15 protein-coding genes and 2 pseudogenes are annotated in these 23,264 nt (G+C 44.9%); 14 read left to right on the forward strand and 3 right to left on the reverse strand.

The genetic code is table 11. The features are described from left to right. Position 1 precedes the first annotated feature (1 nt). Together U2P91_RS08195 and coaBC are read right to left on the reverse strand one after the other, a co-directional pair. Entirely contained in the window at positions 2–766 is a 765-nt protein-coding gene (locus U2P91_RS08195; RefSeq protein WP_111889452.1) for a threonine/serine exporter family protein, read from the reverse strand. Then, a complete protein-coding gene (coaBC, locus tag U2P91_RS08200; RefSeq protein ID WP_371414181.1) occupies positions 766–1,965 on the reverse strand; it encodes a bifunctional phosphopantothenoylcysteine decarboxylase/phosphopantothenate--cysteine ligase CoaBC in 1,200 nt (399 codons plus the stop codon). The genes U2P91_RS08195 and coaBC overlap by 1 nt, the downstream gene beginning before the upstream one ends. Before the next feature lie 185 nt (positions 1,966–2,150). Here coaBC and U2P91_RS08205 point away from each other — a divergent pair, with 185 nt between their 5' ends. The 14 genes and pseudogenes from U2P91_RS08205 to U2P91_RS08265 all read left to right on the forward strand — a co-directional run bounded on the left by U2P91_RS08205 (position 2,151) and on the right by U2P91_RS08265 (position 22,130). Continuing rightward, a complete protein-coding gene (locus U2P91_RS08205; protein ID WP_111889453.1) occupies positions 2,151–2,786 on the forward strand; it encodes an ECF transporter S component in 636 nt (211 codons plus the stop codon). Positions 2,787–3,225: 439 nt separating this feature from the next. Beyond that, positions 3,226–4,989, forward strand: a complete 1,764-nt coding sequence (locus U2P91_RS08210; RefSeq protein ID WP_111889454.1) for a bifunctional metallophosphatase/5'-nucleotidase — start codon at positions 3,226–3,228, stop codon at positions 4,987–4,989. Between the two features lie 203 nt (positions 4,990–5,192). After that, on the forward strand, positions 5,193–5,672 hold the full coding sequence (locus U2P91_RS08215; protein WP_256372199.1) for a nucleoside deaminase: 480 nt from the start codon (positions 5,193–5,195) through the stop codon (positions 5,670–5,672). Next, the gene (locus U2P91_RS08220; protein ID WP_111889455.1) at positions 5,665–6,801 is read left to right on the forward strand and encodes a DUF362 domain-containing protein; all 1,137 of its coding nucleotides are present in this window, start codon (positions 5,665–5,667) and stop codon (positions 6,799–6,801) included. Before U2P91_RS08215 ends, U2P91_RS08220 begins: the two co-directional genes overlap by 8 nt. Before the next feature lie 505 nt (positions 6,802–7,306). Further along, positions 7,307–8,299 carry a ketol-acid reductoisomerase gene (ilvC, locus tag U2P91_RS08225; RefSeq protein ID WP_111889456.1) on the forward strand — a complete coding sequence of 331 codons (993 nt, stop codon included), beginning with the start codon at positions 7,307–7,309 and terminating at the stop codon, positions 8,297–8,299. A gap of 86 nt (positions 8,300–8,385) precedes the next feature. Continuing rightward, positions 8,386–9,939: a 2-isopropylmalate synthase gene (locus tag U2P91_RS08230; RefSeq protein WP_111889457.1), complete on the forward strand. Its 1,554-nt coding sequence runs from the start codon at positions 8,386–8,388 to the stop codon at positions 9,937–9,939. 18 nt (positions 9,940–9,957) lie between these two features. Then, complete coding sequence (gene cimA, locus U2P91_RS08235; RefSeq protein WP_111889458.1) at positions 9,958–11,541, forward strand: citramalate synthase; 1,584 nt, start codon at positions 9,958–9,960, stop codon at positions 11,539–11,541. Between the two features lie 85 nt (positions 11,542–11,626). After that, positions 11,627–12,688, forward strand: a complete 1,062-nt coding sequence (gene leuB, locus U2P91_RS08240; RefSeq protein WP_322519428.1) for a 3-isopropylmalate dehydrogenase — start codon at positions 11,627–11,629, stop codon at positions 12,686–12,688. 77 nt (positions 12,689–12,765) lie between these two features. Beyond that, on the forward strand, positions 12,766–14,430 hold the full coding sequence (gene ilvD, locus U2P91_RS08245; RefSeq protein WP_111889460.1) for a dihydroxy-acid dehydratase: 1,665 nt from the start codon (positions 12,766–12,768) through the stop codon (positions 14,428–14,430). A gap of 95 nt (positions 14,431–14,525) precedes the next feature. Then, a complete protein-coding gene (gene ilvB / locus U2P91_RS08250) occupies positions 14,526–16,187 on the forward strand; it encodes a biosynthetic-type acetolactate synthase large subunit (RefSeq protein WP_111889461.1) in 1,662 nt (553 codons plus the stop codon). 403 nt (positions 16,188–16,590) lie between these two features. Then, a pseudogene (locus U2P91_RS17960) lies at positions 16,591–17,736 on the forward strand (MCP four helix bundle domain-containing protein); the annotation flags it as partial. A gap of 78 nt (positions 17,737–17,814) precedes the next feature. Then, positions 17,815–19,305: a methyl-accepting chemotaxis protein gene (locus tag U2P91_RS17965; RefSeq protein WP_371414216.1), complete on the forward strand. Its 1,491-nt coding sequence runs from the start codon at positions 17,815–17,817 to the stop codon at positions 19,303–19,305. Positions 19,306–20,417: 1,112 nt separating this feature from the next. Then, positions 20,418–20,878, forward strand: a pseudogene (locus U2P91_RS08260) (diguanylate cyclase domain-containing protein). Between the two features lie 22 nt (positions 20,879–20,900). Next, complete coding sequence (locus U2P91_RS08265; RefSeq protein ID WP_242988536.1) at positions 20,901–22,130, forward strand: chloride channel protein; 1,230 nt, start codon at positions 20,901–20,903, stop codon at positions 22,128–22,130. 85 nt (positions 22,131–22,215) lie between these two features. Here the strand turns inward: U2P91_RS08265 and U2P91_RS08270 are convergent, their stop codons facing one another. Then, the gene (locus tag U2P91_RS08270; protein ID WP_322519429.1) at positions 22,216–23,256 is read right to left on the reverse strand and encodes a spermidine/putrescine ABC transporter substrate-binding protein; all 1,041 of its coding nucleotides are present in this window, start codon (positions 23,254–23,256) and stop codon (positions 22,216–22,218) included. Positions 23,257–23,264 lie beyond the last annotated feature (8 nt).

Raw genomic sequence — 23,264 nt, forward strand, 5'->3', positions numbered from 1 at the left:
TTCAACCTCCCCAGAATGGTCGTAATAAACTTAAAGGTACAGCTACCCCAGAGGCAATGGCGGCACCAATGAGCAGCGCCTCAACACCCTTGGCTAGTCCGGAAAGATAGTCACCAGCAATGATATCCCGGATCGAATTGGTGATCGCCAGCCCGGGCACCAGGGTCATAATGGAGCCAATAATAATAGTATCCATATTGCTTGTAAACCCCAAGCCCAAAGCTGCTAGAGCAACGGTTGAGGCAATCAGACCACCGACAATATGGGTGAAAAAAATGTTGGCCTGAAAGCGACGCATGGTATCCATTTGCAGCTTTATTCCTAATCCAATGACAAACCCCACGCAGCTATCCATAAAACTTCCCCCAAAAAAAAGCGTGAACATTTGGGAAATAAAGGCAAAAGCTAAGACGTGAAGATAATAAGGATAAGAAGGGATGGTATCAATGCGTTTAATTTCGGCCACCAGTTTTTTATAATTGGTGGGTTCATAAGAGATTTGCCGGGATAAATGATTGAGTTCAGATACCTTGGTCAAATCGATTTTCCGGGAATGAATCCGACGGGTCCGGGTCAGCGGGACTTCGCCTTCCAGGGTAACAGAGATGATGATGGTGGTCGGCACAACGAAAATTTCTGCCTCTTTGGCACCAAGGGCAAGACAGATCCGATGCATCGATTCTTCCACCCGATAGGTTTCAGCACCGTTGGCAAGGAGGATAACCCCCATTTCCATAGCAACATGACTCAGTTGGGTAATCGTCATTACAGTTCATCCACGATCGCATCGAGAACCCGGTGTGCCACCGCATCCTTGGATAAGAGCGGAAGTGCTTCAGTTTTTTCAAGGGTCATTATGGTTACCCGATTGGTAGGGGTATTAAAACCGGCTCCTTTTTCTTTTAAATTATTAGCCACCATCATGTTCACGTTTTTGAAACATAGTTTTTCTCGGGTATTTTCGATCATATTTTCCGTTTCCATCGAAAAGCCACAGATAAACTGATCAGAACGTTTCTTTTCACCAATGGTTTTTAAAATATCAATGGTCGGTGTCAGGTTAATTACCGGTTGTCCGTCCCGTTTTTTAATTTTTTGGGTGGCTACTTCGGTCGGCTTGAAATCGGCAACAGCAGCAGCTTTAATGACAATATCAGTTGCTTCAAAATGATCCATCACCTGGGAGCACATTTCACTGGCGGTCACAACCGGGATAAGGTTGACAAAGGCTGGTGGGGTGAGAGCCGTTTTGCCGCTGATAAGGGTTACTTCGGCACCCCGGAGCATGGCCGCCTGGGCCAGGGCATAACCCATTTTACCGCTGGAATGATTGGTAATATAGCGCACTGGATCGATGGCTTCGCAGGTTGGTCCGGCAGTAATGATAATTTTTTTTCCTTTGAGATCATGGAAAAAGGCAATTTCCCGGAGAATATGATCGATTAGTAATTTTTCATCCGGTAGTTTTCCGGCCCCCACATCCTTGCAGGCCAGCATGCCGACAGCGGGATCGATGATCTTGTAATCCAGCTTTTTTAAGCTTTTTAGATTATTCTGGACAATCGGGTTTTCGTACATGGCGGTATTCATAGCTGGGGCAATGAGTTTGGGACAGTGACAGGCCATGATGGTGGTGGTGAGCATATCATCGGCAATTCCAGCATTGATTTTACCGATGACATTGGCCGAAGCCGGTGCCACCATAAAAAGATCGGCCCGTTTGGCCAGACTAATATGGGCCACGTCATAACGGATATTGCGGTCAAAGGTATCAACAATACACTTATTACCAGTTAAACTCTCAAAGACCAGGGGGGCGATAAATTCCTGGGCGTTTTTTGTCATCATAACCTGAACATCACAACCCATTTTGGTCAGGCTGCTGGCTACATTGGCCATTTTATAAGCGGCGATGCTTCCAGTAATACCCAGAATAACGGTTTTATTTCTTAATATATTTTTCATCGGTTTTCCTTTTCCAACTGTTTTCATTTATTTTCATAATCATTATACCAAATCCGAGGGTCAGGAGTAAATATAAGTTTTAAATGAATTTTTTATTGAATTTTTTTATTGAATTTAAGTAAAAAAGGCGTTAAAATAAAGATGCATTGTATCCGGCGTGACTGGAACGATAGCGGGAGGTAAATATGAAAAATCCAAAGACCAACGATTTGGTCAAACTATCCTTTTTTGTGGCGATTATCGTCTTGTTGGCAGTAACACCGTTTCTTGGCTATATTCCTTTGGGATTTACCCGAGCCACCATTATTCACATCCCCGTCATTATTGGCAGCATTATGTTAGGACCATTTTATGGCGCCTTTTTGGGCTTTGTTTTTGGGCTGACCAGCTTAATCAACAATACCTTTAATCCCACAGTGACATCTTTTGTGTTTACTCCGTTTTATTCCCTGGGAACCTACTCTGGTAATTTCTGGAGTTTAGTGATTTGTTTTGTACCCAGAATTCTTGTTGGTGTGGTACCCCATTATGTCTATCGGGGTATGAAAAAAGTAAAAAGTAATGATGTTATGGCTCTTGGTTTTGCCGGTGTTGCAGGATCATTGACCAACACTCTTTTAGTAATGAATTTTATTTATCTATTCTTTGGACAAAGTTACGCTGAAGTTAAAAATGTGGCTGTTTCGACCCTGTATGGGGTGATTCTTTCGGTAATTGCTATTAATGGTATCCCGGAAGCGATTGTGGCGGGTATTCTCACCACTGCGATCTGCAAGGCACTATTGCGATATACCGGCAAATCGGTCCTGCATATAGAATAAATAGTCTTAATCAATTCGGTGAAATAGACATTTCCAAACTATTCAAAAGCAATTTAATCTGACCTATGTTTTTATTACCCATGATTTGACCGCAATTACTTATTTTTGTGATACGGTACTCTTTCTTTACGGCGGCAGGGTAGTGGAGCAATGTCCGGTTAAAGAAATCGGACAGGTTAAGAATCCTTATTCAAAAAAATTGCTCTACTCGATACTATTAGAGGATGCCCAATCCAGCGAATTCAGCGCGTAGGGTAATTCATAAAGACTCAATAAGGCTCACAGACAGATGCTAACGGCATCTGTTTGTGAGCCTTTGTTTATAATCTATTTAGTTGATCTCTTTTAGCAGTTGTACTTTTTATTTTTTGCTAAAAGAGATATAATAAAAAAAGATATCAATAAAGCGGAATCAAAGATAAAATTAAGGAGTGTACCGATGAAAAACTGGAAAAAAGAACTGAGCCTGGTGGTGATGCTACTGCTTGTGTTTACTTGTTCTGGAACAACAGCCCTGGCAGCAACCGTCAATGATGATCAGACTATCACCCTGAGGATTGTCCACACCAATGATATTCATTCCCGTTACACGTATAGTACTCAAAACAATACCCTTGGTTTTGCCAAACTAAAAACCATCATCAATCAGAAAAGTCCCGATCTTGTTGTTGATGCCGGGGATATTTTTCATGGACAGTCCTTTGCCACGATTGAAACCGGTGGTTCCATTGCAGAACTGATGGCCGCAGTGGGCTATGATGCGATGGCACCGGGGAATCACGATTTTAATTATGGCAGCGCTCGGCTGCTGGAACTGGGTACCATGGCCAATACTAAAATTCTGGGTAGTAACGTGACGTATAGCGACGCGGGGAATCCCTTCTTTAACGACGACTATTTAATCAAAGAAATAGCGGTGGCTGGCGAAGTGATTAAGATTGGTGTGTTTGGACTGATCAGCCCGGATATTTATTCGGATACGGCCCCGGCCAATGTGGCCGGACTGAGCTTCGGCACGCAGGAATCGGTGATTGCCAATGCCAGGCAGAACGTGGCGACGCTGGATGCACAAGGGTGTGATGTGATTGTCGCCCTGACCCACATCGGGGATTCAGATAACGGGACCTTAATGCGCAGTGATGCCATTGCCGAGGGGGCGCCGGGAATTGATGTGATTGTCGATGGCCATACCCATGATGTCGAAAACCGGGAAGTCAATGGCACCCTGATTGTTCAAACCGGCTGTTTCTTTAGTGCGGTCGGTGAGGTTGAGATCATCCTGAATGCAAATGATGAACAGCCTGATCCCGAGGATGTCAGCTATTCTATTTTAGATCAAACCGCCAGCTTGACAACGGTAGCTCAGGCAACAGATGAGCTTATTCCGGCTGACCCGATCGTGGCGGCTCTAACGGCAGAAATTGAAGCCCGGGAAGACCCGATTAAGAAACAGGTAGTGGGAAATACCCCGGTAAAACTGGGTGGCACCACCGATAATATCTGGCAGGATATCCGGTTGGGTGAGCTGAATCTGGGCAGAGCTCTGTCTGATAGTTACCGTTTTATCACCGGTGCTGATATCGCAGTTGAAAATGCCGGGGGAATCCGGGCATTAATTCCTGCCGGGGATATTAATAAGGGTCAGGTTATTGACGTATTGCCTTTTGGCAATTATCTGGTGACCAAGTCGGTGACTGGTGCTGATCTTAAAAAAATGCTGGAAACCAGTATTGAAATCGGCATTAATAACCAGATTGCCAACGACAAGAATGATAATTCCTGGCCCAGTAATAGTGGTAGCTATCTGCAATGGAGCGGCATCACCGCCCAGTATGATTTAACTAAACCGATGGGCGAGCGGGTCTTTTCGGCTCAGGTTGGTGGCACGGATTTAGAACCAAACCACTACTACACCATCGCCTGCAATAACTATCTGGCCACTAGCAGCGACTACCCGGGTTTACAGGACGCCGCTGTCATCAATGAGTATTCGGCCTGTGATGAAGCCTTTATCAGTTATCTACAAAATGCCGGTGCGGACCGTTTTATGGTGGCCATCAATACCCCTAACGTTACCGCTGGAACAACGCCTCAACCGGCGCCCAATCCTCAACCGGTGCAAAAACAGTCAGCCAATAACCCCCGAACCGGCTATGGACAATGGGGCTGGGGGTTGATAGTCCGATCAGTCTTTCGCTTCTGATTTTGTGAATTATGATTTATAAGCTATTATATATCATAAGATTAACGTTTGCGGGCGGGTACTACCCGTCCCTACAGGATAATGCATGACTTTTTTGTACAAGTTAAACCCCTTCAGTTTGTAGGTGCGGTTATCAACCGCCCGCAACATTGTCTGAAGACATTGTTTGCCAGGCGGGTTCGCCCCGCCTTTTAATAAAGGAGGTGATATCGATCAACAAAAAAAACAACCTCCAGAAAATCATGGCTGTGGCGATTGAGACGGCAAAAGCAGGGGCGGCCCGGGGCGAGGTTCCGATCGGAGCGGTGCTGGTTTGCGAGGGCAGAATCATTGCCCGGGCCCATAATCAAAAAGAATGCCTGGCAGATCCCACTGCCCATGCCGAGATGTTGGCAATCCGGGCCGCGGCAAAAAAACTTAGGCGCTGGCGGCTGGATGATTGCCAGCTCTATGTCACTGCCGAACCCTGTGTGATGTGTATGGGAGCCATTATTCAGGCTCGAATTCCCATGCTGGTTTATGGTGCTACCGAAAAGAAATTCGGAGGCGTGGAGTCCACAGCCCGGCTGGGACAACACCCGATGCTCCCCAAAAATATGGAAATCTATGCCGGAATCTGCGAACAGGTATGTGAAGAATTATTAAAAGATTTTTTTGAGAATAGGAGAAATAAAGATGCATAACAAATCAAAGGTGTATTTTACAACCTTACGGACAACTGGTTCTAACAATATCTTAAAAAAGCTGGAAAAACTTGTCACCGCCGCGGGCATGACCGACATCGATTTTGAAAACAAATTTGCGGCCATTAAGATTCATCTGGGTGAACCGGGAAACCTGGCTTATCTCAGACCGAATTATGCCAAAGTCATTGTCGATATGGTTAAAGAAAAAGGCGGGAAACCCTTTCTCACCGATTGTAATACCCTTTATGTGGGACGACGAAAAGATGCTCTGGAACACCTGGATGCGGCCTACGAGAATGGCTACAACCCTTTTGTTACGGGGTGTCATGTCATTATTGGCGATGGTCTGAAAGGAACTGATGATATTGAGGTGCCACTTACAGGCGGCGAATGTGTGACTTCAGCCAAAATCGGCCGGGCTATTATGGATGCGGATGTTTTTATTTCGATGACCCATTTCAAGGGGCATGAAAGTACCGGCTTTGGTGGCGTATTGAAAAACATTGGCATGGGATGCGGTTCCCGGCGGGGAAAAATGGAAATGCATTCCAGCAGTAAACCCTTTGTTAAGGAAAAGAAGTGTCGAAGTTGTGAAATGTGTGGCAAGATCTGTGCGGTTGCGGCTATTTCATATCGACAGGCGGATGGCAAAGCCAGCATCAATCACGATATCTGTGTGGGCTGCGGCCGCTGTATCGGGGTCTGTCCTTTTGATGCCATCTCACCTAAATACGATGAAAGCAATGATATCCTCAATAAAAAAATCGCCGAGTATACCAAGGCTGTGGTAGACGGCCGTCCCCAGTTCCATATCAGTTTTGTGATCGATGTTTCGCCTAACTGTGACTGTCACGTCGAGAACGATCTGCCAATCATTCAGGATGTTGGTATCTTCGCATCGATGGATCCGGTAGCACTGGATATGGCCTGTGCGGATGCCTGTAACAAGGCCCGGATTCTTAGGGGTAGCTATGCTGAAGAACGGATTGTCGAAAATGAAGTTCAAAATCTGTCGGAACTGGATGTATTCACTTTGGTTCACCCGGAGACAAACTGGAAGGTCAGTGTTGATCATGCTGTCAAGCTGGGTCTGGGTAATAAGGAATATGAGATCACAGAGGTATAAGTGCTGCTTTTATAAAGGTTTAAACTAGAAACCGATATCATTATTTCTTTCCTATTTTGTGATTGACAAAGGCAAAATAAATAGATATAATGACTAAAATAATTAAATAAAGTAACGGCTATGACCAAGAGAAAGATACCAAAGATTGTATTTAAGAGAGTTGGAGGATGGTGTAATTCCAATAGTACGATGGTATGTAATACTCACTTGCGAGCTGCCAACCTGAAAATTTACCCAATTAGTAGGAAAGGCCGTAATCCCGTCCGGGATGTCAACGTTAAATGACTATGGTTAGGTTCGCCTTGCGTTCAGACCAGAAGAGGAAATAATTGTGAAATTATTTTAATTTTAGAGTGGTACCGTGGATACTTATATCCGCCTCTGTTTTTTTACAGAGGCGGATTTTTTTAGTTTCGCATATGATAAAGAAGGTATATAATGGTCACATCAAGTGAATTTATATAATGATTAAACTATTAAAACATTTCAAGGAGGAAATTAAAAAATGGCAAAACTATTTTATGACACAGATTGTAATCTGGGGTTACTCGATGGAAAAACAGTTGCAATTATTGGATATGGAAGTCAGGGACATGCCCATGCACTAAACTTAAAAGAATCAGGTGTGAATGTTATTGTTGGCCTTTATGAAGGCAGCAAATCCTGGCCAATTGCTGAAGCAGCAGGACTCAAAGTTATGACCGCAGCTGAGGCCACAAAAGCAGCGGATATCGTCATGATTCTTCTTCCCGATGAAAGACAGGCAGCGATCTATAAAGAAAGCATTTTACCAAACCTTGAAGCTGGCAACAGCCTTGTTTTTGCTCATGGTTTCAATATTCATTACGGCCAGATCATTCCCCCTGCTGATGTCAATGTCTTTATGATCGCACCAAAGGGACCAGGACACACAGTCAGAAGTCAATATCAGGAAGGCCGAGGGGTTCCCTGCCTGATTGCTGTTTATCAGGATCCATCAGGCAATACTCATGATCTGGGATTAGCTTATGCTTCCGGAATCGGCGGCGGTCGTGCCGGCATCCTTGAAACAACGTTCAAAGAAGAAACCGAAACTGACCTTTTTGGTGAACAAGCAGTTCTTTGCGGCGGTGTAACGGCCCTGATGAAAGCTGGTTTTGATACCCTGGTAGAAGCCGGATACCAACCAGAAAGCGCCTATTTTGAATGTGTTCACGAAATGAAACTGATCATCGATTTAGTAGTTCAGGGTGGACTCGGTTATATGCGTTATTCGATCAGTGACACCGCTGAATATGGCGATTACATTACGGGTAGCAAAATTATCACTGAAGACACCAAAAAAGCCATGAAGGGTGTTCTTAATGATATTCAAGATGGTACCTTTGCCCGTAACTGGATCCTTGAAAACCAGGCTAACCGACCATACTTCAATGCCGTCAGACGGATTGAAACAGAAACTCAGGTTGAAAAAGTTGGCGCTGAATTACGAACCATGATGTCCTGGATTAAAAAATAACATTTCAACATAACAGACTTAAAAAAGGCAGAAGACCTTCTGCCTTTTTTTAAAACAAAAAAACAAAATAATTAGGAGGAGATGCAATGAGCAGAATCGTAAAGATATTTGATACCACCCTTCGAGATGGGGAACAGTCACCGGGTTGCAGTATGAACCTGAAAGAAAAATTAGAGATGGCGAAACAACTCGAACGTCTGAGAATTGACGTCATTGAAGCCGGATTTGCCATTGCATCGCCTGGTGATTTTGAGTCGGTTCAGTTGGTTGCTAATGAGATTAAAAATGCCACCGTGGCCAGTTTGGCCCGCAGTACGGAAAAAGATATAAGCACCGCCTATGAGGCGTTAAAAGGCGCCGTTAACCCCCGAATTCATTATTTTTTGGCGACCTCGGATATTCACATGGAGTACAAGCTGCGGATGTCACCGGAAGCGGTGCTGGAAAAAGCCATCGCAATGGGAAAATTCGCCAGAAATCTTTGCGGTGAGGTCGAGTTTTCTGCTGAAGACGCCTCCAGAACCCGGCCGGAGTTTTTATACCAGGTCTTAGAAGGGGTTATCAATCAGGGGGTTACCATTGTTAACGTCCCGGATACGGTGGGTTATACTACCCCAGGTGAATATTTTAAGTTTATTGAGGGCATCCGCAACAACGTCCCCAATATTGACAAGGCGACTATTTCGGTTCATGTTCATGATGATTTAGGTTTGGGTGTGGCCAACTCCTTAGCTGCCATTCAGGCCGGTGCCGGCCAGGTAGAGTGTACGGTTAACGGGATCGGCGAACGGGCAGGTAATGCAGCGCTGGAAGAAATTGTGATGGCACTAAAAACCCGTCATGATGTTTACCAGGTGGATACCAATATCGATACCACTCAAATCTATCGCTCCAGTCGTTTATTATCTAAGCTTACTGGGGTTCGGGTACAGCCGAATAAAGCCATTGTCGGCGAAAATGCCTTTGCCCACGAATCGGGAATCCATCAACATGGAATGATGGCCAATAAAGAAACCTATGAAATCATGACGCCGGAATCGATCGGCTTAAAAGAAAATAAAATGGTACTGGGTAAACACTCCGGTAAGCATGCTTTTGTGGATAAACTGACGTCCCTGGGCTATACCTTAAACGATGAAGAAGTTCTGGATTTATTCAGTCAGTTTAAGGTTCTGGCGGATAAGAAAAAAGTCATTTCTGATAAAGATATTCTGGCTTTGGTGGAACAAAAACAATTGGCGATTCCGGAAGTTTATTCCCTGGACCGTTTTGTCATTAGTACCGGGAACACCATTTCCACCGCCGCGACCATCAGGCTTCGGAAAAATGGTGATCTCATCGAAGGGGTATCGCTGGCTGACGGACCGATTAGTGCCGGGTTTAAAGCCATTAGCGAATTAGTCGACTGTGATCTGACCCTGATTGATTATGGGGTTACTGCCGTTACTGACGGAACTGACGCTCAGGGCGAAGCTCAGGTGAAAATATCTGACGGCACCAATGTCTACCATGGTCGGGGACTGAGTACTGACATCATCGATGCCAGTTTAAAAGCTTATGTGGACGCTGTCAACCAGATGCACTATATAAAAGACAGCCAAAGTAAAGAAAGTAAGGAACAAGAAAGTAAGAATTCGTGATAAGGGAGGGAAACTAAAATGTCAGAAAAAATATTGGTCTTTGATTCAACACTCAGAGACGGGGCTCAGGCCGAGGGAATCTCTTTCTCAGTTGAAGACAAAATCCGCGTGGTGGAAACGCTGGATAAAATGGGGATTGATTATATTGAAGCCGGAAACCCCGGTTCGAATCCAAAAGACATTGAGTTTTTTAATCGGATTAAAGGTATCCAATTGAAACATGCTAAGCTGGTGGCCTTTGGCAGCACCAGACGGGGCGGCATTGCTGTAGAGGATGATGCCAATCTAAGGGCAATCCTGGAAACAGAGACCCCGGGGGTAGCCATCTTTGGTAAAAGCTGGACCTTCCACATCACGGATATTATTAAAACGACGCTGGCCGAAAATCTGAAAATGATCGAAGAAACGATGGCCTATTTAAAGGCTCAGGGCAAAGACGTGACCTTTGATGCCGAGCATTTCTTTGATGGTTATAAAAACGATCCGGCCTATGCCATCGAAGCCCTGCTGGCAGCCCAGCAAGGGGGAGCCGATTGTCTGGCTCTCTGCGATACCAACGGTGGCACCCTGACGCATGAAATTCAGGAAATTGTCACCGATGTGAAAAAGAAATTAAAAATTCCGCTGGGGATTCATTGCCATAATGACAGCGGTCTGGCCGTGGCTAACTCACTGATGGCTGTTCATGCCGGGGCCCGTCAGGTTCAGGGAACCTTCCTGGGCTATGGTGAACGCTGTGGAAATGCCAATCTGGCGACCATCATTCCAAATCTTCAGCTAAAAATGGGCTTTCACTGTCTGGCGGATGCTGAACTTGCAAAGCTGACATCTTCTGCGATTCGGATTGCCGAGATTTCTAACTATGCTCTTACTGGGCGCGAACCTTTTGTGGGGAAATCAGCCTTTGCCCACAAGGGTGGCATGCATATTGATGCGGTTATGAAGAACCCGGCTTCCTTCGAGCATGTCTCACCAGAGGCGGTGGGAAATGAACGACGGATTTTAATGTCCGAGGTTTCTGGTCGCAGTACGATCATTCAGCTGATGAACGAAGTAGACCCGAGTCTGACCAAGAAATCCAAAGAAACCACGCGCGTGATGGATCGCATTAAAGAGTTGGAGTACCAGGGGTATCAGTTTGAAGGCGCCGAAAGCAGCATCAAGCTTCTGATTCGCAAGGAACTGGGGCTGCACAAGCCGTTCTTCACGCTAGAAGATTTTAAAACTATCGGGGAACAGACCCACACCAAGGATGCTCTCAGTTCCTCTGCCGTGGTAAAAATCAATGTCGATGGTCAATCGGAAATCAATGCCGCCGAAGGCGACGGCCCGGTCAATGCCCTCGATAAGGCGCTTAGAAAAGCGCTGGAAGTTTTTTATCCAAAAATCAGCGAGGTGCGCCTCACCGACTTTAAAGTTCGGGTCATCGATTCAAAGTCCGCTACCGCCTCCAAGGTTCGGGTTTTAATTGAGAGTTCCGACGGGGTCGACATCTGGACCAATGTCGGAGTTTCTACCGATATTATTGAAGCTAGTCTGATCGCTCTGATCGACTCGATTGAGTACAAGTTGTTAAATGATGAGGAACGGGAGCAATATTAGACAAAACGATTCGTATCGGTTTGTAGGGGCGGTTATTAACCGCCCGCAAATGCCTAAAAATACGTAAACATAATAAGGAGAACAAATGGATTATAAAATAGCCGTAATTCCCGGAGACGGAATCGGCCCTGAAATTGTCGGGGCCAGTATCAAGGTTTTAGATAAAATTGCCGAAAAGTTCAACCACACCTTTAATTATACCGAAGTGTTGGCCGGTGGTGCTGCCATAGATGCCTGTGATAACCCGTTGCCTCAGGAAACTGTGGACATCTGTTTAGACAGCGATGCCGTTTTACTAGGGGCCCTGGGTGGACCAAAGTGGGACAACCTTCCCGGTGACAAACGACCAGAAGCCGGTTTGTTGGGCCTGCGAAAAAGCCTGGGCCTGTATGCCAACCTGAGACCAGCCATCCTTTATGAAGAATTAAAAGCCGCTTGTCCCTTAAAACCGGAAATCATTGGCGAAGGCCTCGACATTATGGTGGTTCGGGAGCTGACCGGAGATGTTTATTTTGGTGAAAAAGGCCGGGACGGCGATTTTGCGGCTTGGGATATCATGAAATACACCCGGCCGGAAGTTTTGCGGATTGCCAAAAAAGCCTTTGAAATTGCCATGAAGCGTGATAAAAAAGTGACCAATGTGGATAAAGCTAATGTTCTGGAAGTTTCCCGTTTCTGGAGAAGCTGTGTCGAAGAAGTGGCCAAGGATTATCCCGAGGTCGAACTAAACCATTTATATGTTGATAATGCTGCCATGCAACTGGTTATCAACCCCAAACAGTTTGATGTCATTGTTACGGGTAACCTTTTTGGTGATATCTTATCTGACGAGGCCAGCATGATTACCGGTTCGATCGGAATGCTGCCATCAGCCAGTATGGCCGATGGTAAATTCGGAATGTTTGAACCCATCCATGGTTCCGCTCCGGATATTGCGAATCAGGACAAGGCCAACCCCATTGCGACGATCGTATCCGTGGCGATGATGTTGCGTTACTCCCTGGATCTGATTGCCGAAGCCGATGCCATCGAAGCCGCTGTAAAAAAAACCCTGGCTCAAGGCTATCGCACCGGTGATATCTTCTCAGCCGGGATGGCCCTGGTAGGCACCACTCAAATGGGTCAAAAAATTATCGATAATTTATAAAAGATTTATGGTTTGCAGGGGCGGTTATTAACTGCCCGCAAACGACAAGATCAAAACCACAAAAGAAAGGATATCAAATGAAAAGTGATCGTGTAAAAAAAGGCGTCGAAACGACTCCCCAGCGTTCTTTATTTAAAGCTATGGGTTATATCGACGAAGAACTGGAGCAACCCTTAATCGGTGTAGTCAATTCCTTTAATGAAATCATTCCTGGACATATTCATTTAAATACCATTACTAAAGCTGTCAAAGAAGGGGTACGGATGGCTGGGGGAACCCCCATCGAATTTCCAGCCATCGGCGTTTGCGATGGGATTGCCATGGGTCATGTGGGGATGAAATACTCGTTGGCGTCCCGGGAACTGATTGCCGATTCAATTGAAGTCATGGCCACTGCTCATTCTCTTGATGCGCTGGTTTTGATTCCCAACTGCGATAAGGTTGTTCCCGGCATGCTGATGGCGGCAGCGCGGATCAATATTCCTACTGTAATCGTCAGTGGTGGGCCAATGCTCACCGGTAAAGCGGTCGGACAAAAGGACACGGACTTAAATACCGCCTTTGAAGCGGTGGGAGCTTTTAATGCCGGCAAAATTGATGAAAAAGAGCTTAAATCCTTTGAAGATTCTGTTTGCCCCGGCTGTGGTTCCTGTTCTGGGATGTTTACTGCCAACAGCATGAACTGCCTGACCGAAGTGTTGGGGATGGGTCTGCCTGGCAACGGCACCATTCCCGCTGTTTTTGCTGAACGGGTGCGGCTAGCTAAAAAAGCCGGGATTCAGGTGATGGAAATGTGGAAACGGGATATTAAACCCCAGGATATAATGACGGATGCAAACTTTAGAAATGCCCTGGCCTGCGATATGGCCCTGGGTTGTTCCACCAACAGTATCCTCCATCTACCAGCCATCGCTAACGAAGCTGGGGTCTGCATTGATCTTCAGGAAGTCAACGAGATTTCTGCCAAAACTCCGCATCTGTGCAAGCTGGCACCAGCCGGAAATCACCATCTGGAAGACTTGTACTATGCCGGTGGCATTCAGGCTGTGATGAAAACGCTGGCCGATGCCAATCTGATTGATACCAGCCTGATGACAGTAACCGGCAAAACAATTGCTGAAAACTTGATCGGTGTCTTTAATAAAAACCCGGAGGTTATTCGACCTTTGGAAAACCCCTATAGCCTTACCGGTGGTCTGGCCGTGCTCTTTGGTAACCTGGCCCCAGACGGCGGCGTGGTAAAACAAGGGGCGGTAGCGCCGGAGATGCTAAAACATAAAGGCCCAGCCCGGGTGTTTAACTCTGAAGAAGAAGCGACGAGCGCCATTAAAGCCGGCAAAATTGTAGCTGGTGATGTGGTGATTATCCGCTATGAAGGTCCTAAAGGCGGTCCGGGAATGCGGGAAATGCTGTTCCCAACCTCCGCTATTGCTGGTATGGGCTTAGATAAAGAGGTGGCCTTAATCACCGACGGCCGTTTCTCTGGAGCTACCCGCGGTGCCTGCATCGGACATGTCTCCCCTGAAGCCGCCGCCGGCGGCACCATCGGCCTGATCGAAGAAGGGGATATTATTGCCATTGATATTGTCAATCGTTCCCTTGCTGTAAAGGTGGATGATGCCGTGCTGGCCAAGCGTAAAGCGGCCTGGGTTCCACTGGAACCAAAAATAAAAACCGGCTATCTGTCCCGTTACGCCAGACTGGTAACTTCGGCCTCCACCGGTGCCGTCTTTGAAAAATAAACAATCAATGTTTTATATAAAGGGTTGCAGTGGCGGGTACGACCCACCCCTACAACCCTATAAATCTCAACCAATAGCAGAAAGGAAGTGAAAATTTGAATAACAAAGAATTATTATTAGGATCGGAGATCACCGTCCGATGTCTGGAAGAACAGGGGATCAAACATGTTTTTTCATTCCCCGGTGGCGTTGTGATTCCATTATTCGATGCCTTTTATCGGCTTGATCACGAGATTACCCAAATTGGCCCCTGTCACGAACAAAATGGTGTCCATGCTGCTGACGGCTATGCCAGAACCAGTGATACGGTAGGAGTCGCGATTACGACTTCCGGACCGGGTGCAACCAATGCCATCACTGGGATTGCCAATGCCTATCTGGATTCCGTGCCGCTGGTTGTGATTACCGGACAGGTTGCTTCACCTTTGCTGGGCAAGGATTCCTTCCAGGAAATTGATATCAGTAGCGTGACTATGCAGATTACCAAGCACAATTATCTGGTTACCCATGTAGAAGACCTGGCCGATACCATCCGGGAGGCCTTTGTTATCGCTCAGTCCGGACGACCCGGTCCAGTTGTAATCGATATTCCCAAAGACATCTTTCTGACCAAAACCGGATACCATAAAATGTTTATTCCAAAGCTGCGTCAGATCTATCCGGATATTAAAGAAGCAAAGATATTAGAAGCGGTTACCGCCATTAATGCGGCCAAACGCCCAGTCATTTATGCTGGTGGCGGAGTGATTAAATCCAAGGCGCATGAAGAACTATTGGCCTTTGCCGAAAAAGCCGGAATTCCGGTGGCCAACTCCTTAATGGGATTAGGCGGCATTCCCCGAGATCATGAACTTTCGCTGGGATTAGTGGGTATGCATGGCTTCCAGGAAACGAATCTGGCAGTCATCAACTCCGATCTGCTCATTGCCATCGGTGCCCGGTTTAGTGATCGCGTCACTGGCAATTGCGATGCCTTTGTCCGCAATAAAACGATTATCCACATTGATGTTGATCCCACTGAATTTGCTAAAAATATTCCGGCTGAAATTCAGATTCAGGGAAATATTAAAGATGTATTGCCCTTATTGACTAAAGACATTGAAGAAAAATCCTATCCGGAATGGTATGAAAAAATTGAAAACTGGATCATCCCCTGTACTGAGAAAGGTGATTATCATCCCAAAAATATTCTTAATACCATCAACGCTGCTTATCCGGAATCCTTTGTGGTGACCGAGGTCGGGCAGCATCAGATGTGGGTGGGACAGTACTGGAATGTCTTGCGTCCGGCGCAATTTATAACCTCCGGCGGCTTAGGGACCATGGGTTATGGTCTGGGGGCTTCGATCGGCGTCAAACTGGCCAATCCCGATGCGGATGTGTTGCTAATTGCCGGAGACGGCAGTTTTCGAATGAACTGTCAGGAACTGATTACTGTCAGCAAGTACCAGATCCCCTTAAAAATCTTCCTGTTTGACAATGAGTCATTGGGGATGGTACGACAATGGCAGAAGCTCTTCAGTGATAAACGTTATGCCCAAACTGATATTGTTCAATGCACTGATTACATCATGCTGGCGGCGGCTAGCGGAATCCCCGGCTACAAGGTAACTAATATGGCTGAGCTGGAAGAAACCCTAGAGGCGATCAAAGATCAACCCGGGCCACTGCTTGTCCATGTCAAGATTTCCAACGAAGAAGGGGTTTACCCGATCGTCCCGGCGGGCTGTGCGATTGATGAAATTTATTACGAATAGTAGCATAGTATGAACAAAAATCACCGTGATTTAGCATATTGCGGTGATTTTTTTGTATTTCAATTAGTATCTTTATTAAAGTGGCGGCAGGCAGTTTTAAAATCGCAGTGTAACAGTTCTAATAAATATTAATTCTCACTAAATAACGATAGTTTTTTGCGAGCAAACATTGTATAATACAAATTGGTACGAAAAAAGCATCTTTTATTTTATGATAAAAGACATGACTATTTGGCAGAAAAAGTTGCTAAAAAACTATTGAAGTCTGAAAGGAGCGACAATTTAATCTAACAATAAGAAGATTAGTGATAGTTAAAAATAATTTCACAAGGACTTTTTTACAAAATTACTATCTTAATTATTTCAACAAAAGGAGCAAAGTTATATGAAATGGATTTATGATATGAAGATCACCAGGAAACTTGTCACCAGTTTTCTACTTGTATCTTTTGTAGCGGGTATTGTAGGATTGATTGGGGTTGTTAATCTACTTAAGGTCAATGTAACATATATTGAGACTTACAACAATGTCACAACTGCTCATATGAGCACGGGAAATTTGCTTTCAAGTATAGAAAAAATGAAGTATGAATTAGTTGATATGATTCTAGAATAGGATACAAATGAGATTAAAAAAGATGCTGAAGATATTGTCGCAAATAAAGAAATTATCAGTAATGCTTTGGACGAATTTGAAGCGACAATTGTAAAAGACGAAGTGAGATTAGAGTTTGATCAGCTTAAAACAAGCATCGCTGAAATTGAAAAACAAATTGACAATGTAGCAAGTCTAGCTTTGGAAAATAAGGACGAAGAAGCGTTGGCTATGCTAGATGAAGCTGGGGCACTGACAGTATCTTTTGAAACAGCTACTTCGGATATGGGGGATCTTATCAAAATGAAAGCTGAGTCTGGAGAGGCCCAGATCAGCGAAAACACTGGTGCCACTAATGCCTCAGTTACCCTTATGGCGGTGATCACAATCTTGGGGATGATCTTTGCCATTACTTTGGGGATCTTCTTAAGTAGGATTATTGGAAAACCGATTCAAAAGGTTTCAGAGAATCTAAAAGAGATGAACCTGGGACATTTTGCGATACGTCTTAAAATGAATCGAAACGATGAAATCGGGGAAATGGCGGATGCCATGGATACCTTCTCAGAGAGCATCCAGACGGTGATTGTAGGAACTTTAAACAATGTGTCTGCTGGCGATGTCAGCGCTGATATTATGCTAAGGGATGATCAGGATGAATTGGCACCAGCACTTAAACGGATCATCGAAACTATACGTGCCTTAATCGACGAAGCAAATAGGCTTTCTGTTGCCGCAATAGAAGGAAGATTGAGCACGAGAGGGGACGCAGATCGATTTACCGGTGGTTATAAGCAGATTGTTGAAGGCGTCAATGCCACTCTGGATGCGGTGGTTGGTCCACTGAATCTGGCCGCCGACTATGTCGAACAGATCAGTCGAGGTATTATCCCCGAAAAAATCACAGATTCCTACAATGGTGATTTTAACATTATCAAAAGTAATTTAAATATCTGTATTGATGGTTTAGGTGGATTAACGGAAGGGAAACGCATTCTTGAAAAGATGAGCGTCAATGATTATTCCGAAGAAATGACGGGACAATATCTGGGAATTTACTCGGATATTGCAAAAGCCATCAATGCTGTTCATGAGCGCTTGATTCGGGTGGTCAATGTTGCGACTCATATCGCCGCTGGTGAGATGGATGATCTGGATACCTTGAAACAGATTGGCAAACGAAGTGAAAATGATACCCTTAACCCAAGTCTGATTGCTATGATTGAAAATATTCTAAGCCTGGTTCAGGAAACAGAAAATATGGCCAGTATCGCAGTTGAAGGGGATCTAAAAAATCGCGGTGACGCATTTAAATTCCAGGGAGAATTCGCAAAGGTCATCGATGGATTTAATCAGACTTTGGATACGATTATACAGCCGGTAGAAGAAGCAGCCGCCACGCTAAACTTATTATCAACGGGAAATCTGCAGATTGGCATGGAAGGTAACTATAAGGGCGATCATGCTCAAATTAAGAAGGCCTTAAATCAGACGATTGAGTTTTTGAAACAATATGTCGATGAAATTTCATCAACCCTTGAAGCGATGGGACAAGGTCGTTTAAACCAGGAAATTACAAGTGAGTATCTTGGTGATTTTCTTCCAATTAAAACATCACTCAACACAATCAATGATAAACTTAGCCAAACCATGAAAGAAATCAATGATGCCGCCAGTCAGGTGGAAATGGGTGCCAGACAGATTTCAGATGGTGGACAGAATCTATCACAGGGGACCACTGAGCAGGCAAGTGCGATTCAAGAATTAACGGCATCGATTGAAGAAGTGGCAGATGAGACGAAGAAAAATGCTTTGAATGCCAATCAGGCGAATGAATTAGCTGTCAGAGTACGAAAAAACGCCGAAGTTGGAAATGGTCAGATGGAAAAAATGGTAACAGCCATGGATGATATCAGCGAATCATCCAACAGTATTTCTAAGATCATCAAAGTGATTGATGACATTGCCTTCCAAACCAATATTCTGGCTTTAAATGCTGCGGTAGAAGCGGCTCGGGCCGGCCAGCATGGAAAAGGTTTTGCTGTCGTAGCGGAAGAAGTTCGAACGCTGGCAGCCAGAAGTGCTGAAGCAGCAAAAGAAACCACCGGGCTGATTGAAGGTTCGATCGACAAGGTGGAAGTGGGAACCGGCATTGCTGATGAAACGGCAGAAAGTCTAAAAGAAATACTCAATGAGATCGAGAAAGTATCCGATATTGTCGGTAATATTGCCCAGGCATCTAACGATCAGGCTTCTGAAATAGCCCAGATCACCCAGGGTATTGAACAGGTCTCCCAGGTGGTACAAACAAATTCGGCTACAGCGGAAGAGAGTGCCGCCGCCAGTGAAGAATTGTCCGGTCAGGCCGAAATGCTAAAACAAATGGTTGGTGCCTTCGACTTAAAAACGTTTGGGCAATCGCCAAAAACTCAAAATCAACTTGGGGCAAAGAAAGTAGTAAGAATAGATAAAGAGACGTCCTTTGAGCCCAACATTATTCTTGATGACGATGACAAGTATTAGTCACGTGATGCTTAACGGTAGCTGCTAAGCATAAAGCGACTAGAACACCAAAAGTAAATCAAAAGAAAACTTTGCAGACGGACTCACGCAGCCACTGCAAAGTTTTTTTAATTGAAAAAATTAATTTTAAATACCTGAAAAATATAAAGTAGCAAAAAAACTGTCACAGTGAATGCCACGCATTGTTTAGGGTGTCTATCTGTGTTAAAATGAGAGAAAATAAAACTTACAAAAATTGAATAGTGAAAAATAAAGTGTGTTTTTATAATCGGCAAAGACGATGCGAACGATGTAAAAGCCTGGGCTATCGGCGACCCGATGATTCTGGATCAAGAAGAAAGAAAAGGGATGATCGTAAAATTTGACAGCTAAAAAGTATCCCAAGACAAAAAAGAAGGCTAGACCGATCAATTTGGAATAGGATTTAGACCAGATTCTACTCGGGCGTAAGAAAACCGGTCGATGATTATATAAAGTATCAGAGAAAAGTGTGTAGAGCTTTAGAAATCAGTACCAGGAGGGAGTTCATGGAAAAAATTAGAAATGTTGCAGATTTCACAGATCATCATATTGAGAAGAAAAGAACCCTTGATGAAAGTAAGCAGTTTTCACGAATCAAAATCGGTATTTGTTTGCTTTTGTATTTTACGGTCATTTTTCTGCAAGTACGGTTTTCATCCTTTAGTAATATTGCCGGTGTTGTGGCTCAGCTTCAGGTGATGATTTCGGTTTGCCTGGTGGTGATAGCAAAAGAAAAGGGCTATCGGATTGGGGTGGCCATTAATCTTCTGACTTCCGCGTTTGTGGGGATCATTATCGTCTTGGGGGCCGGCAATTTAAAGGCAATACCAGGAATTATGGTGCCGCTTAGCACGATCATTATCATCAGTATTATTTCATTTTATGGCAAGCGGGTTGATAGTAATTTGGCAGAAGTTGCTGCACAAAAAAAAGAACTGAGTGTTCTCTACGATGAACTGGCAAATTCGGAAAAAGAAGTTTTAGAGCAGAACCAAAAGCTTAGAGAACTAAACAGAAAAATGAAACAGCGTGAAGTTAGGCTTAATTATCTGGCATATACCGATGTTTTAACCGGACTCCCAAACCGTGAAATGCTTGTCAACAAGCTTGATTATCTGGTAGAACAGTCCCAGGAGAAACAAGCGCCTTTTGCGGTGGTATTTATTGATCTGGATAGTTTTAAAAAGATCAATGATTATAAAGGGCATCATATCGGCGACTTATTGCTGAAATCGATTGCCGACAGAATAAAGAAATCGTTTTACAGCAGGATATGCTCGGGCGTTTAGGGGGCGACGAGTTTACTTTGATTATCCAGCGCGATCTCAGTGAAACGGAAATATTTGAGTATGTTGAAAAAATCCGAATGGCTCTGTTAGAGACCTTTGTGGTCGAAAATATGAACTTAAATATTAGTGCTAGCTTTGGCATTGCAAGATATCCCCGGGATGGGGTCACGGCCACGGAGCTGTTGAACTATTCTGATATCGCCATGTACAAAGCCAAAGAATTTGGAAAAAACAGAGTGCAATTCATCAATGGACAAGCGTAAGACGAATTGACAGGAGGATACCGTGGGGCTTAAATTTAAAGAAACTGCCGTAATGACTTTATTTGTGGCGATACTGGGTGGCACAATTGGTGGGATTACCTGGGGGCTGCTGTTTATGATGAACCTGGGCATCAATTTTTTATGGCAGGATCTTAAAAATGCGGTCAATCTCACTTTGTATCCGGTGGTGGTCTGTGCCATTGGCGGTTTACTCATCGGGCTTTGGGAGCAACGGTTTGGTCCCTATCCCCGGGAAATGGCGGAAATTTTAAAAACGGTTAAAAAAGGGAATAAGATCCCTTATAATAACCTACACATCATTGGTATCTCAGCCCTGTTACCACTGATATTTGGGGGGAGTCTGGGCCCGGAAGCCGGTTTAACCGGCGTGATTGTGGGGTTATGTTTCTGGTTTTCCGACCGCTTTAAATTTATCCTTTCAGAAACGGATGAGCTACCGCAGATTGGTATGGCTGCCACCATCGGCGTTATCTTTGGGGCACCGCTTTTTGCCTTTGTAGAGCAAATAGAAGATGAAGAAAAACCAGCAGTGATTCCTAAAAATCTAAAAATAATGATGTATTTCGTTGGCATTCTCAGCGGTTATGGGGCATTAACCATCCTCCAGAATCTTTTTGGCGGACGGCTGGGTTTGGGACACTTCCCAGCCATCCAAAAAATGACGGCAGTAGAATGGGCAGCAGCGATTCCTCTGGCACTGGTTGGGGTAGCAGCGGGAATGCTTTATTATCTATTTCAAAAAATGACCAAAGTCGCGATTAAACCATTGGCGCAAAAAATTCTGATTCGGAGCATTCTTGGCGGTGTGATTCTTGGCGGCGTCGGAATTTTTCTGCCCTACACGATGTTTTCCGGTGAACACGAAATGGTTGAGGTGATGAATTCCTGGCAGGGCTTGGGTTTTGCAGTGCTGCTCTTAACTGGGATTGTCAAACTTCTAATGGGCAATATTTGCCACCAAATGGGCTGGCGGGGTGGAAATATTTTCCCCACCATTTTTTCGGGGATCGCCATTGGTTATGCCTGTGCCTTAATGCTTCCCATTGATCCCATCTTTTGTGTGGCAATAGTAACAGCGGCATTAACAGCTACGGTTATGCGAAAACCCCTGGCAGTGATTTTATTGCTGTTGATGTGCTTTCCGATTAACGGCATCATTCCGATGACTATTGGTGCAGTGATTGGCGGCGCTATTCCGATCCCCAAATGGATCGGACTTCTGGAAGACTAGAATGAGTTGATGCCATAAGAGTCGGAACAATTGGTCGCGCAACTAAAACAACCCAGCCAGAGTTATTTCCAGCTGGGTTGTTTTGTTATTTGGAGACACTAATCTCGGTCCAGGCCCGGTTATAGATTTCCATGATATCACTAGGCAGATCCATAAAGATCTCACTGCGAGCCAGATCTTCGGGGCTGATGTTAAAACCGGCATTGTTCGACCAGCTTGAATCAAGCAGCGCCAGAGCTGGCGTATTCGGAGAGGAGTAACCGACGTATTCAATATTTTTAGCGGCAACTTCCGGGGTTAGCATGAAATTGATGAATTGTTCGGCCAGTTCCGGATTCTTGGCATTTTTGGGGATCACAAAATTATCATAAAAGGCATTGGAACCTTCCTTGGGAACCGCAAAATCAAGGTTGTTGGTTTCACTCATGATAATGGCCGCATCGCCGGAATAGACCACGGCCATAGCAGCATCACCGCTGGCCATCAGGCTTTTGACATTATCGGTAACATAGGCCATAACCAGCGGTTTCTGGGTAATCAGAGCATCCCGGGCGGCATTGATGTTAGCCTCATTGGTTTCATTCATGGAGAAACCGAGCCGTTTTAGTGAGGCGCCCATGCTGTCGCGAATGCTGTCATACATTAAGATTTTGGAAGCATATTTATCATTCCAGAGAATATCCCAACTATCCACCGGATCGGTGACCTGAGCGGTGTTATAGACAATTCCTAAAACCCCGTAGAAATAGGGGACCGAGTATTGATTGCCGGGATCAAAGGCCAGATCCTGGGCCGCGGCATCGATGTTAGCCAGATTGGGGATATTGTCTTTGGTGATGGGCCTAAGCATCTCTTCGCGAATCAGCCGCTCAATCATATAATCAGAGGGTACCAGTACGTCATAGGTATCGGATGAATTCTTGACCTTGACGTACATGTCCTCATTGGAGGTAAAGGTTTCGTAATTGACCCGACAATTATAGTCGTCTTCAAACTGGGCGATGACCTCCGGGTCCATATAGTCGCCCCAGTTATAAACAGTAAGCTCAGCCCGATTATCGGAGCCGCAACCGCTGGCCAGAAAAGGCAGACACAACAAGGATAAAATTAACACGAACTTTTTCATTCCATTCT

Source organism: Acetobacterium sp. K1/6, assembly GCF_034438075.1.
Classification (GTDB): domain Bacteria; phylum Bacillota; class Clostridia; order Eubacteriales; family Eubacteriaceae; genus Acetobacterium; species Acetobacterium carbinolicum.